At 52.0% G+C, this 13,284-nt stretch carries 14 protein-coding genes and 1 other annotated feature; of the genes, 1 reads left to right on the forward strand and 13 read right to left on the reverse strand.

Translation table 11 applies throughout. The features are described from left to right. Window positions 1-272 precede the first annotated feature (272 nt). The 5 genes from BMX58_RS02550 to BMX58_RS02570 form a co-directional block, all read right to left on the reverse strand. Window positions 273-1,121 (reverse strand): MurR/RpiR family transcriptional regulator, encoded by an 849-nt coding sequence (locus tag BMX58_RS02550; protein WP_068622097.1) that lies wholly within the window; start codon window positions 1,119-1,121, stop codon window positions 273-275. Window positions 1,122-1,425: 304 nt separating this feature from the next. Next, complete coding sequence (gene mmuM, locus BMX58_RS02555; protein WP_068622098.1) at window positions 1,426-2,346, reverse strand: homocysteine S-methyltransferase; 921 nt, start codon at window positions 2,344-2,346, stop codon at window positions 1,426-1,428. Beyond that, a complete protein-coding gene (locus BMX58_RS02560) occupies window positions 2,343-3,746 on the reverse strand; it encodes an amino acid permease (protein WP_068622100.1) in 1,404 nt (467 codons plus the stop codon). Before BMX58_RS02560 ends, mmuM begins: the two co-directional genes overlap by 4 nt. Window positions 3,747-3,798: 52 nt before the next feature. Then, window positions 3,799-4,025, reverse strand: a binding site (T-box leader). Window positions 4,026-4,376: 351 nt separating this feature from the next. Beyond that, a complete protein-coding gene (locus BMX58_RS02565) occupies window positions 4,377-5,123 on the reverse strand; it encodes an SDR family oxidoreductase (protein WP_068622228.1) in 747 nt (248 codons plus the stop codon). 374 nt (window positions 5,124-5,497) lie between these two features. Next, entirely contained in the window at window positions 5,498-6,337 is an 840-nt protein-coding gene (locus BMX58_RS02570; RefSeq protein ID WP_068622103.1) for a helix-turn-helix transcriptional regulator, read from the reverse strand. Window positions 6,338-6,469: 132 nt separating this feature from the next. Between BMX58_RS02570 and BMX58_RS02575 the strand changes: the two genes are divergently transcribed. Further along, window positions 6,470-7,408, forward strand: a complete 939-nt coding sequence (locus tag BMX58_RS02575; RefSeq protein WP_068622105.1) for a DMT family transporter — start codon at window positions 6,470-6,472, stop codon at window positions 7,406-7,408. A gap of 177 nt (window positions 7,409-7,585) precedes the next feature. On the opposite strand, the gene BMX58_RS02580 is transcribed toward BMX58_RS02575, so the two are convergent. The 8 genes from BMX58_RS02580 to BMX58_RS02615 all read right to left on the reverse strand — a co-directional run bounded on the left by BMX58_RS02580 (window position 7,586) and on the right by BMX58_RS02615 (window position 13,278). Continuing rightward, entirely contained in the window at window positions 7,586-8,119 is a 534-nt protein-coding gene (locus BMX58_RS02580; RefSeq protein WP_068622113.1) for a flavodoxin, read from the reverse strand. Between the two features lie 58 nt (window positions 8,120-8,177). Further along, window positions 8,178-8,624 (reverse strand): GNAT family N-acetyltransferase, encoded by a 447-nt coding sequence (locus BMX58_RS02585; protein ID WP_084253820.1) that lies wholly within the window; start codon window positions 8,622-8,624, stop codon window positions 8,178-8,180. Between the two features lie 127 nt (window positions 8,625-8,751). Next, complete coding sequence (locus tag BMX58_RS02590) at window positions 8,752-9,555, reverse strand: gluconate 5-dehydrogenase (protein ID WP_068622115.1); 804 nt, start codon at window positions 9,553-9,555, stop codon at window positions 8,752-8,754. A gap of 27 nt (window positions 9,556-9,582) precedes the next feature. Further along, window positions 9,583-10,422, reverse strand: a complete 840-nt coding sequence (kduI, locus tag BMX58_RS02595) for a 5-dehydro-4-deoxy-D-glucuronate isomerase (protein WP_068622117.1) — start codon at window positions 10,420-10,422, stop codon at window positions 9,583-9,585. 50 nt (window positions 10,423-10,472) lie between these two features. Then, entirely contained in the window at window positions 10,473-11,120 is a 648-nt protein-coding gene (locus BMX58_RS02600) for a bifunctional 4-hydroxy-2-oxoglutarate aldolase/2-dehydro-3-deoxy-phosphogluconate aldolase (RefSeq protein ID WP_068622119.1), read from the reverse strand. 25 nt (window positions 11,121-11,145) lie between these two features. Next, window positions 11,146-11,457: an L-rhamnose mutarotase gene (gene rhaM, locus BMX58_RS02605; RefSeq protein WP_068622122.1), complete on the reverse strand. Its 312-nt coding sequence runs from the start codon at window positions 11,455-11,457 to the stop codon at window positions 11,146-11,148. Between the two features lie 27 nt (window positions 11,458-11,484). Next, the gene (locus tag BMX58_RS02610) at window positions 11,485-12,339 is read right to left on the reverse strand and encodes an AraC family transcriptional regulator (RefSeq protein ID WP_084253825.1); all 855 of its coding nucleotides are present in this window, start codon (window positions 12,337-12,339) and stop codon (window positions 11,485-11,487) included. An 84-nt stretch (window positions 12,340-12,423) separates the two neighbouring features. Continuing rightward, window positions 12,424-13,278, reverse strand: a complete 855-nt coding sequence (locus BMX58_RS02615) for a sugar phosphate isomerase/epimerase family protein (protein ID WP_068622127.1) — start codon at window positions 13,276-13,278, stop codon at window positions 12,424-12,426. Window positions 13,279-13,284 lie beyond the last annotated feature (6 nt).

The following is a 13,284-nucleotide window of genomic DNA, read 5'->3' on the forward strand; positions in this document are numbered from 1 at the left end:
CCAACCCCTATCCATTTCATTTATTTTGCAACGTCACACCTGAACTCACGCCTAAGGAAATTTTATTCCACCCAAACTAATTATCGTGAAATTATTTTCCTTTGAACGTAGTATAGCAACGAAATAATTACCCGTCAACACATTTTTTGTGAAATTAAATTTCTTACCGGTTGATTTTAACCTGAAGGCATTCCATTCAAAAAAAACTCCTATTGGTTGGATACGCGATCTGTATCCAATCAATAGGAGGTAAATTTATTATTTTCGGTTTTTCACAATTTTTCCTGCGCAAATATTTCCTCATTTTTGCTTAATTGCTCGTAGCTATTTTTTTGTCCGATTGTTAAGAATAAATATAGGATTTCAATGATTGTCGAGGCTGAAATTCGAGAGAAATAGAATTCATCCAAAAACAGTTTTTCTCTTGTGGCTGTCTGGATATGGTACTTGCTCTCCATACCAATTGCCGAATTTTTGTTATTTGTAATGCCGATCGTTTTTACGCCTCTTTCATTGGCGGATTTGATCATGGTATGTATCTTGCTGGATTCGCCTGAGTTCGAAATTGCAATCAGGACGTCATCTTTGGTAAGCGTCAAACTGAACGCTGTTTGGGTTTCCCAAATCGTTCCTGAAACTGCTGGAATGCCTATCTCGCTAAATTTGTAGGATCCATCCAACGCTACAGGGATAGTGTTTCCGACAGCCACCAGCTGTACCAGCCGGGCTTGCTGAATCAGTTCAATTATTTCCCCTAACTCCTGCGCATTGATCATATTCACAGTAGCGGTGAGTTCGGCTACTTTATTGGCTAAAATATTCTGTAAAGATTGCTCGATATTACCGATGGAGACATCATTGGAGACGGCTATTGTTTTATCGGTCTCTACCATTTCGCGTGCCAAATTTATTTTCAGATGGTGAAACCCTTTCATGTCAATCTTTTTGCAGAACCTTGAAATTGAAGCTTCACTTGCTCCACAGTTTTTGGAGAGTTCAGCAATTGTCATATCAATCACTTTTTTATGATTATTAATGATATAGGTTGCTATTTTTTTTTCCGAATCAAAGAATTGATCAAATTGACTATATATGGTATCAATTATCGTCTGATTTTCCATAAGAACCTCCTGAAATTATCTTTCGTAAAAATAATACTTCTAAATCTTATTTTCGTCAACGAAAGCAACAGTTGGATCTGCTTATTCAGCTGTCCTTCTCCGGTCAGGCTGCTTTCGTCGGAGTTGGGATTCGTTATCATTGCCCAGCTCCGTTTGGCCGACCCTGACCGGAGTTGAACAACATTCGGATTGGCTGTTCTCCGGCGAAGCCACCCTCGCCGGAGAACAAGGACCCCAACAGTCAAAACACAAAAACCTATCACCCTTTTGTTTGTGGGATGATAGGTTTTTTGGTTGTTTTCGTTTAAAGAACAGCAGCGAATGTTTCCTTCAGCAAACTGATTTCTTTGGCGGAGGTGCAGCAACAGCCGCCGATCCATTTGCATCCTGCTTCGTGCCATTGCAAGGCTTGCCGGGTGAACACGTCATCAACTGCATGGCTATGCGTCCATACTTTTGTAGTGGGATCGTAGACCGCTCCTGAATTGGGATAGGCGACCAACGGCTTGGTCGCAGCCTCTTCCAGATAATCCAGGGCGGGCTGGACCAAATCAGGCTGCACGCAATTGACGCCGTAGGCAATGATCTGGTCGGATGACTCCACCAGTTGCTGGAAAGCACGCAGATCAGTGCCGTCGCACAGATGGTGGGCATCCTTCAAAGTGACTGTCAGCCAAGCTACCGCCTCAGGATGTTGGGCTAGCAATTCGATCAGGGCTTGGATTTCCGTCAGATCCGGGATGGTCTCGATTGCCAGCAGATCGGGCTCCGCTTCCAGCAACAGTTTCAACCTTTCACGATGGAAAGCCACCAATTCGGCTTGCGCCAGTCCGTAATTGCCGCGGTATTCGGAGCCATCCGCCAAATAGGCACCGTATGGCCCGACCGAAGCCGCCACCCATTTGGCTTGCGTGCCTTGGCTGTTCGCCTTTGCTTGTTTCGCCAGTCGGACCGTCCGTTTGATCAAGTGCCGGCTTGCTTCGCTTGTGTAGCCCAGTCGTTCGAACCCGGCTACCGTCGCTTGGTAGCTCGATGTGATGGCGATGTTCGCTCCGGCATCGTAATAATTCTGATGCACTTTTTCGATTTTATCCGGTTCGTTCACCAACGCTTTCGCGGTCCACAATGCGTCGTTCAGGTCCAATCCCTGTTCCTCAAGCCCCACGGACATCGAGCCATCGATAAGGATCACTTTTTGGTTGTTTTGCCAGTCCTTAAAATTCATCCGACAGCTCCCCCCACTTCCTGATTTTCAAACGCATCGTAAGCTTTTTTGCTGAAAACTAATTGGTAATAGAAGAAACAAAGGACCGTGAATGGGATGCCGATGATCAAGGCAATCCGCTGGTTCGGATCAAAGGCGATGCCGATGATCGACACGGAGCAAAGGATGATCACGAGCCATGGCACGATCGGATAGAATGGTGTTTGATATCCCAGATCCTCGAGCTTGTGACCCGATTTCAGATAGTGTTTGCGGAAATTCAGTTGCGCCCACGCGATGCTCAACCAAACAGCCACGACCGCAAAGGCAGAGATGGACACCAAAGCCAGGTAAACCGTGTCCGCGGAGTAGATGCTGGAAAACAGCGAGAGCAATCCGCCCAGAATTGTCAGCAGCAATCCATAGACCGGTAAGCCGCGTTTGGATAATTTGGCGAAACGTTTCGGCAGCGTCCCTGCATTGGCCAATGACCAGAGCATTCTCGATGCGGCGTAAACACCGGAGTTGGCGCCGGACAGGACCACGGTGATCAGGACGAGGTTCATGATGTCCGCGGCGTAAGGAATCCCCATCAAATTCAGGATAACAGTCACCGGACTCTCATCCAAATTGGCCGCAGTATCCGGAAGCAAGGCCCCGATCACGACAATCGTGCCGATGAAAAGGACCACCAAAATGACGATTGTCTGCAGGATCGCTTTCGGGATATTTTTCTTGGGATTTTCCGTTTCGCCAGCGGCCACGCCGATCAGTTCCGCACCGGAAAAGGCGAAGTTGGCCGACAGTATCGCCAAGAAAACGGAGCCGGCCCCTTTCGGGAACCAGCCATTTTCCGTCAGATGATGAAACAGTGGTGCTGATTCATTTCCCTGAATCGGAATAAAGCCGAAAATGCCACCAAGACCCAGAATTAGGAAAATTGCCAGTGCGAGCACTTTGATCAGCGACATCCAAAATTCGCTGACGGAAAACCAACGCACATCGATAATATTAGATAATAAAATAATGCCTATATAAAAGATGCACCAAATCCATGCGGGAATGCCTGGAAACCAGCGCTGCGATAATATCGCCAAGGTGATGAATTGCGAGCCCAACGCCACGGTCCACGTCAACCAGTAGAGCCACGCCACCACGAAACCGACGCCGGGATGGATATATTTTGAAGCGTAGTTGTGGAACGAACTCGTGCTGGGTTCATGGACCGACAATTCGCCCAGGCACATCATGACCAGCGTCACCAAAAACGCCCCGATCAGATACGCAATGATGGTTCCGATCGAACCCGTCGTCTGGATTAGATACCCCGAACTCAAAAAGATTCCGGTTCCGATTACTCCACCCAATGAAAGCATAACTAAATGCTTTGAAGTCATTTCTCTTACAAATGATTGCTCCATATTTTTCCCTCCAAAAATGTAATAAAAATATATAAAAAAACACTCCCCCTATTGAAAGGGCGAGTGCTCGCGTTACCACCTTTGTTCATAATCAAAAGATTATCTCAGCAAGGGACGGTCATCCCTCCACGCGCTATCGGGCGTACCCGTCACCTGCTAAGTTTCCCTCACATGCGATAACTCAAAGACCATTTTCGCTGATTCCGAAACATCTGCTCTCACCATCCGCAGACTCTCTGTGCTTTCTTTCCCGGCTACTTATCTCATCAAAGTTTCATATATTTTTAATTAATATACAAGAATACTGTGGGCTTGTCAATTAATTTGCGAAATATTTTCTGCTTACTTTCATTCTTGTGGTTTGTCGGGTTTTGATGTTGGGTGGCGGCCGGAGGTGGTCTGGCTTGCGGATGCTGTTCTCCGGCTAGAGATTCTTGACCGGAGATAGGATACCGGTGACGTCGCTCTGCTCCGGTCGGGAGACCTTCCTCGGAGGACAGTTCGTGATCGGCTGCCCTCCTCCGGCCGGGCATTCCCTCACCGGAGGAGCGCCTACACAATCAGTCAAAACAAAAAAGCCCTGTGCGCCGGATAGAAACGATGCACAGGGCTTCACTTTACTGTCTTTTGTCACCACGGTTGGATCGTCGGCCCTATTGTGAATTCACTGACGTTGGTGTCCTCGGGTTGGTCGATCGCGAAGGCGACCACATTGGCTACACGATCCGGACTGATGCCGTATTGTTTGTAGATGATCCCCATGTCTTTGGCCATCTTGTCGTCGCTGATGGTCTCCAGCAATTCAGTATTGATCGCGGCCGGGTAGATCGTCGCTGTCCGGATGTTCGTGCCTTCCATCGCGGATTCCATACGCAGCACTTCCATCAGATCGCGGACCGCCCATTTGGTGGCGCCATAGACCGCTCCGCCCGGATAAGCCTTGAGTCCGGCGACGGACGAGGTGGTGATCACATGGCCAGATTTCTGTTTCGTGAATTCCGGCAGGACCGCTTCGATTCCATTCAAAACGCCATTGAGGTTGACGTCCACCATGTCATGCCAGTCTTTTGTCTTAAGCTTCGACAATGGCGAATTCGGCATCAGACCCGCATTCAGGAAAATGACATCAACCCTGCCGAAATTTTCTTTCGCCAGCTCGACCAATTTTTTGTTGTCCTCGATTTTGGTGACGTCCGTGACGTGGTATACAGCCTCCCCGCCGGCTTGGACGATTTCATCCGCCAATCCTCGCAATTTGTCTTCCCTGCGCGCTCCCAGAACCAATTTGGCTCCTTTGCTCGCCAGCAGTCGGGCTGTCGCCTCGCCGATCCCTGAAGAAGCACCCGTGATGATCACTACTTTATCCTTGATTGCCATTTTCTTCATCCTTTCCGTATTGCCCGGAGTATCCATAAAGATTGAACAGCTGTCTTCTGTTATTTCATCCCTATTATAGCACCGGGTGCCCATTATAGGCTTATTTGAACCTTACACCTTAACCTTCAGGTGAAGTCAAGAGCTGACAACCGGAAAAATGGGCCTGCCTGTCCGCACATAAAATCATTTTTTTCCGGCTCAACTCCGGTAAGGCAAGCTTCGCCGGAGTTGAGTCGGATTCGTTCTGCCCTTCTCCGGGGAGGCTAGCTTCCCCGGAGCTGGCACCCGTTTCCCACACCCACCTCCGATCAGCCGCCCCTCACCGGAGCTGAGTAACATTTTCCAATGAAAGCAAAATTAGCGCCGCGGAAAAATTATTCCCGGTTGAAACTTTTCCGGAACGCCAATGGGGTGGAACCGTAGCGTCGCTTGAAGCGTTCGATGAAATAGCTCAGATGGTTGAAGCCGACTTGGTAGCAGATTTCGGAAACCGGCAGCTGGGTGTGCAGCAACAATCCTTTCGCCTGCTGCAGCCGGTAAGCGAGGATGTAGTTCGCCGGCGACAGACCGGTGTATGCCTTAAAGAGCTGTGTGCATTTGTTTTTGTTGATGTGCCCGTGCGCGCTCAGCTGGGAGACGGTCAGGCCGGTCGCGTAGTGCTGATGGACAAAATCAAGCAAGGTCTGGATGACGGGATCGCGTGCGGAAGCGGGTTCGGCCGCTTCCGCCTGCACCGTTTCGATCGTTTCCAGGATGAGCAGGTACAACGGTAAAATGATTTTTTCGAAATCCTGCTCCCGTTCGATTCTGGCCATCCTATCGCTCATCGCAGGGCTGGGCGTACAAAGGCGGTAATCGATTTTGGCTTGTTCGGCCAAGGGCGTCAGAAAGTCCGCCGCAAGTTTTTCGTTCAGGAAGCGGGCCGAGAAATCGATGCAGAGATAGGACACCCGCTCGTCCAACAGATCCGCCCTGTGCAGACGGCCGCTGTTGATGAACAGGAGCTCGCCTTTATGCAGCTGGACGCGCTGCTTTTCGACTTGGTAAGCGAATGCCCCTTCGGTCACCCAGACGAGCTGGAATTCCTCGTGCCAGTGCAGTGGCAGGTTGTCTCCGCGCCGCTTTTCCAGGGTCTTCCGGTAGATTGCGATCGGCTGGCCATCGGTGGCATGCTCGGTCTGTTCTTCGAAGTCGGATTGGATAAGAAATGTCAAAAAAACCACTCCTTTACATAATAATGATGAAAACAAGGCGGATAGTGGTAGCGGCGCAACGTTTTTCCTCATTATAATAACATAACTGCTGTTTTTCGGTGAGCAATTAGACATTCTGGAGGCGTTTCGATCATGACTGACAAAAATAAAGGGTTCTTCTATGCGATCGCGGGGTCCCTGCTGTGGGGGGCTTCGGGGACGGTCGCGCAATATTTTTTCGAAAATAATGCCGTGGCGACGGAGTGGGTGGTCGGCGTCCGGCTGTCGACTGCCGGGTTGCTGCTGTTGGTCTGGTGCCTGCTGACGATTCCGCGCGAAGTGGCCGGGATTTTCAGAAGTCCGGCCGATTTTCTGCAAGTGCTGCTGTTCGGCTTGCTGGGCGTTCTGCCTTCGCAATTCACCTATTTCATGGCGATCCGCCTGGGCAATGCGCCGACTGCGACCATCCTGCAATTTTTGAGTCCGTTGTTCATTTTGGTGTACCTTTCCGTCCGCCATGCCCGGCTGCCCCGCCGGATCGACTTTCTTTCGATTGCGCTGGCGCTGTCAGGCACCTACTTGCTGGTGACGCGCGGACAGTGGAACCAGCTGGCGCTCTCGCCCCGCGCGCTGTTCTGGGGCGTGCTCGCGGGAGTCAGCGCGGCTTTGTACACGCTGCTGCCCGGAAAACTGCTCAAGCATTTCGACGCCAAAGTCGTGACCGGCGTCGCGATGGTGCTGTCGGGGAGTGCCTTCCTGCCGGTGTTGGCGCGGACCGAGTTGCCGGAAATGACCCGGAACAGCTGGTTTTCCCTGGCCTTCATCGTCGTCGGGGGTACGATGTTCGCTTATCTCTTCTATATCCAGAGCCTGAAGTACATCGCGCCGAGCACCACCAGCATGCTGAGCGCCTTTGAACCGATGACGGCCACCATCCTTTCGGTCGTCTTCCTCGGCACCGCGTTCGGCATCCCGGAAATCGTCGGCTCGCTGCTGATCGTTTCGGTAACCTTCCTGCAGGCGCTGCCTGCGAAGTATCTGCTGGGGCGGCGCCGGGGAGTTGGCGGGCGCACCGAGGAATCGGCGGACTGAGCGAATGTCTGTCTGGGTCAAAATTCCCGGTAAGGTGGCGCTCGCCGGGAATTTGACGGACTGAATCAATGTTACCGGTGATTCGGTTGTCCGATTCTTCCTGGTAATAGGACAACAATGGTATGATATGGTACAGAAAAAGCATCGGCGGACTTCCCGATGCTTTTTCTGATTGTATTATCGGATTCTTCCGAGCCAATCCGTTACTTTCCGCGAGACATTCTTCGATCGGGCATCGAGAATCCACAGCCCTTCCGACATTTTTGCGCCTTTGACCCTACCGCGCAGATCGGCCATCGCACCCGCTGTCGAGCTGCCGCCGCTGGTGAAAAAGGCCGCGACCTTTTTGCCGGCCAGGCTGTTTTCCTCCAGCCATTTCTGCAAAGGCAACGCGCTGTCCCCGTACCAAATCGGGGAACCGATGAACAGCGTATCGTAGTCACCCAACCGGATGGGCATCGGCTGCACATCCGGCAAGGTCCCCGAACCGCGCTGCTCCTGCACCAATTCTGTGACGCGGGTATAGCTTTGAGGATACGGCTCCGCCGTCCGGATTTCGAACAGGTCGCCTCCGGTTTGTCTGCGGATCTCTTCCGCGACTTTCTTGGTGTTGCCGCTCAAGGAATAGAAGACGATGGCCGTTTTGCCGCCTGCACTGCCGCCACTGCTTGAGTCTGCTGAAAACGAATGTGATTCCCCCACTTTTCCCATGCATGATCATCCTTCCGTTGTTGTTGAAATAAGCATACACCTTCGAGTGGACTTCATGTCAATGCAGATAGTCAACTTTCTTTAATACCAGCGGCGTGACGGTCCCTTCGAAGAACGGGATCGGTTCTCCAATGATTTTGCCGCCCATTCTGCAGATCATTTTGACGGTGATTTCCCTTGCTTCCATATGGATTTCGTCGACTTGTTGGCTGGAGAACAGGTCATCCAGAGAAAAACGAGCCAGCTTGGTGCCGATCTGCAACCCTCTGTGAGTCGGATCCGTCACAAATCTGCCCCAATGCACTTGCTTGTCTTCCTCCCATGCCGCAACCGCACCCACAAGAACATCATCCAGAACTGCGCACCACCACTGCGGCGACTTTTCGTCCGGCAACGGTATGCCTTCTGACGGAATTTTTTGCTCGCCGTGGAAAGTTTCAACCTGCAGGCGAAGGATTTCCTCCATATCATCGGCAGTCGCTTTCCTCAAAGACAGTTTGTTCATATTTTTCGGCACCTCAATTTGTTCAATTTTCGAATATGACTTCGAGTATAAGCTATTTACGGAATTTGAACAATAGGCACTGAACAACACCAAACACCCTGCCAGCAGAGGTGCCTCACATGTTTTCTTAAGGCTGTTTGCCGATATAGGCCAGGATGCCGCCGTCGACGTACAGCACGTGGCCGTTCACGAAATCCGAAGCGCTGGACGCCAGGAAAATCGATGGGCCGGCCAAGTCGATCGGTTCCCCCCAGCGTTCGGCCGGCGTGCGGCCGACGATGAATTGATCGAATGGGTGGCGTTCCCCGTTCTCCTGCAGTTCGCGCAGCGGTGCGGTTTGCGGCGTTGCGATGTAGCCGGGTCCGATGCCGTTGCATTGGATGTTGAATTGGCCGTATTCGGAAGCGATGTTCTTCGTCAGCATCTTCAGCCCGCCTTTAGCGGCTGCATAGGCGCTGACAGTTTCGCGACCCAATTCGCTCATCATCGAACAGATGTTGATGATCTTGCCGCTGCGTTTTGCGATCATATCCGGCAGCACGGCTTTGGCCATGATAAACGGCGCAGTCAAGTCGATGTCGATGACTTGGCGGAAGTCGGCCACGTCCATCTCGATCATCGGCGTGCGTTTGATGATGCCAGCGTTATTGACTAGAATATCCACCGATCCGACGTCCTCTTTGATCTGTTTAATCATAGCTTGCACGCCCGGTTCGTCGGTCACGTCGCAGACATAGCCGCGCGCTTCGATGCCGATCGCTTTGTAGTTGGCGATCCCGTCGTCCACCGATTTTTGGTCCAAATTATTGAAAACGATCGTCGCGCCTGCGGCAGCCAACGATTTCGCGATTTCGAAACCGATCCCGTACACGGCACCTGTGATCAGTGCCACTTTTCCGTCCAGGCGGAACATATCCATGTTGAAGTCCATATCTTTATCCCTCTTTCTTGTTTCCGTTTATTTTAATTGGTCCATCGGAACCATATCCATATCGGTGTACGTTATGTTTTCGCCGCACATCGCCCAGATGAATGAGTAATTGCTGGTCCCTACGCCTGAGTGGATGGACCAGCTCGGTGAAATCGCAGCCTGTTCATTACCCATGACCAAGTGCTTCGTTTCATCCGGTTTGCCCATCATATGGAAGATGCGCGTGTCTTTTTGCATGTCAAAATAGACATAGGCTTCCATCCGGCGTTCGTGCGTATGCGTCGGCATCGTGTTCCAAGCGCTGCCCGGCTCCAAAATCGTGTAGCCCATCTGCAGCTGGCAGCTTTCGCACACATTAGGATGGATGTATTGGTAGATTTTGCGTTGATTCAGCGTCAATGGTTCCCCGGTTTCCATCGGCTTGATGCTGTCGATGCTGATTTTTACGTTCGGATGTTTGTGGTGCGCCGGCACGGAGCTGACGTAGAATTTGGCCGGATTGGCGGCATCCTCGGACGTGAAGACGACTTGGCGCGTCCCTTTGCCGATGTAGTATCCGTCTTGTTCTTTCATCGCTTCTTTTTGGCCGTCGATTTCGATGAAGCCCGGTCCGCCGATGTTGATGACGCCCATTTCGCGGCGCTCGAGGAAGTAGTCGACGCCCAATTCCTTGTCGAGGACGATCTCCAATGCTTTATCGGTTGGCGTGACGCCGCCGAAGATCATGCGGTCATTGTGCGTGTACGTCAGGCGGATTACGCCCGGTACGAATACTTGCTCGACCAGAAATTCCTTGCGCAGTTGTTCTGTCGAATAATGACGGATATCCTCCGGACTGTGTGTGTAACGTGTTTCCATGTTTTGCATGTGATGATCCCCTTTGTTTTGTATTTCGGCTTGCTTGATTGATGAAGATATTATTGCCCTTTGATCTCGGCAAACTTGTCCGCATACTGCCTTGCCACTTCGGTCACTTTGGCGAAGTCGCCGGTTGCTGCGGGCGCCAGCAGGTTGCCGCCGACGCCGACCGCGATGACGCCTGCATCGAACCATTCCTGCATGTTCGCTAGACTGACGCCGCCTGTCGGCATCAGGTTCAGGTGCGGCATCGGCGCTTTGAAACCGGAAATGATGCTTGGTCCGTAGGCGCTGCCCGGGAACAGTTTGATGATGTCGGCGCCGCTCTTCAGTGCTTCCTTCATTTCCGTGATCGTCATGCAGCCCGGCAGATACGGAATCTGGTACAGGTTGCAGAGCTCGGCTGTCTCCTTGTCGAAGTTCGGGCTGACGATGAACTCGGCACCGGCCAGGATCGCCAGGCGGGCGGTGATGGCATCCAAGACCGTCCCGGCTCCGACCACGACTTCGGGTTGGTCCTTATACACTGCCGCCAGTTCGCGGATGACTTCATCCGCATTCGGCACCGTGAACGTCAATTCGATGCCGTTCAGCCCGCCCGCGACGATCGCGTGGCTGGCCTGCAGCGCTTCTTCCTTCGTGGCGCCGCGGACGACCGCCACGACCCCAGTTTTTTCCAAACGATTCAAAATAGCTACGCGTTTCATCCGTTTCCCCTTTTCTGATGTTCGATTATAATTCAAAAACCTGCACCAGTTCCTTCGATACCGGTGAGTCATCCGGATTGGTTTCCATGATGTCGGCCATGTAGTGCCACCATTTTTGGTTGATGGCGGTGGCGGCCGTGCCGCTCCAGCGCGCTTCGTCCTCGATTTCGAGATAGCCGAACAGCTCGCTCGACTCCGGATCGAGGAAGATCGAATACTGGCCAGCCCCGTGCTCCTTCAGCATCGTGCGCATTTCCGGCCACAGTTCGTCGTGGCGGCGCCGGTATTCTTCGTGCTGATCGGGATAGATTTTCATGGCGAATGCCTTCTTGATCATGCCTTCCCTCCTCTGCAATGCCTGAACTCAGGCTTCAAAATGCTCATAGTGGATTTTCTGGTTTTCCTTGTTTTTCGCCAAAAATTCTTTCGGCGTCATGCTGAATTCCTTCTTGAACGCCTTCAGGAAATGCGGGTACGAAGCGAAGCCGCATTGATTATAGACGACGTTCGAACTCTGATAAGTCTTCAGCAGTTGTTTCGCATAAAGCAGCTTCTTCTTCATCACGAACTGATGGAAAGTGAAGCCCGTATGTTTCTTGAACTCGCGCGTGATGTAATATTTGCTGATGAAGAAATTCTTCTCCATCTCCTCCAGCGTCAACGGATTGCTCAAGTTCGCGGAAATGTAGTCGATCATCTGCTCGATCCGCTCATTCTGCAAAACGACTTTCGGCTCCTCCTCATTCTCCTCCGACTGCACTAGCTGATTCAGGAACAACAAGTATTCGATCAGGTTCTGCTCATACTTGATGTCCGACCCGTAGATCGATGCATCCGGCTGATGGTCGATGAAGGAAAGCTTTTGCCGCAGCAAATCAGCATCGATCTTCAGGACTTTGCTGCGGCGTTCGCCGCCCCCGCTGAAACAGTCCTCCAGATTCGTCCATTTCGTGGAACTGCCCTGCAGAAATTCCGGCGTCAAAAAGATGTAGACCCGTTCGCAGAAGTCCGTGTTCTGCTTGACGATCCGGTGCAGATCATTGTAATGGATGAGGAGAATCGTCCCCGCTTCGATATCGAACTGTTTGCCATCCAGATAGAACGTCGCTTCCCCCGCCAACGTCGCATGCACCTCATAATAGTCATGGTAGTGGTAGAGCGTCTTCTCCTGGCTGATGACATCCTTCACGTGATAGACCTCGTACTGATCCGAAGCCATCGTATTCACGTTTGAGGACTTTTTAAGTTGTTTATCCGTATCCATGGCAATTCTCCTCACCTATTCTTGCGTGTTTCTTCTATATTATAAATGAAATGATGGTCTGGCTTCGCTTGCTCCCAAAAGCTTGAGCGCCTCTCCGATATGCCCATCCTTCGTTTCTTCGAGGACGACGTAGGAAAGCGGCTTGTGCTTGGCGATGATTGCGGCGATCGCCGCGTAATCGATCAGGCCTTCCCCGAGGTTGACCGGGATGATTTGGCCAGCTTCGACTTTGAAATCCTTCAGATGGACCGCCACGATCTTGTCGCCGAAGCTATCGAAAGCCCGCTCGACCAGCGCGACCTGGTGCTGATGATCCTCGCTCGTGATTAGATTGGTCGGATCGAAGATGATCCCCAGGTGATCCGATTCCACCGCCGCCAGCAGCTGCTCCACCCGCTCCAAAGAGTAGAGCGGATGGTTCAGACCGGGCTCGATGCCCACCAGCATGCCGGCTTCTTCGCCGGCCTTGACCAGGCGGCGGATGACCCCGACGAGATCGGCGAAGGCTGCATCGGTGAAATTGTCTTCTGTGTACTGGATCTCCGGCAGGACGCATCCGGTCTCGGAGGCGACCATCGCCGCCCCGAAATGGCGGGCATGGCGCAGGTAGCCTTCGAACTTCTGCAGCAGCCTTTCGCGGATCTCAGGATCGGGATGGATCATGTTGATGTAGCAGCTCAGGATGCTGACCTGCACATCCGCCCGGGCCAACTCGCGCTTGAATGCCGCGCCCATGCCGGGATTGAGATTGCCAGCGCCGGAAGGCATGTCCGGAAAGGACATGCCCAGCGCCAGCTGCAGATTGTGGACACCTTGTTTTTTCGTTTGCCCGGCCAGCTCCTGCACGGTTTTCACACCGGACAGGTCATGGCCGCGTATCGTCAGATTCAGCATATTCGC

The organism is Trichococcus ilyis (assembly GCF_900109135.1).
GTDB lineage: Bacteria > Bacillota > Bacilli > Lactobacillales > Aerococcaceae > Trichococcus > Trichococcus ilyis.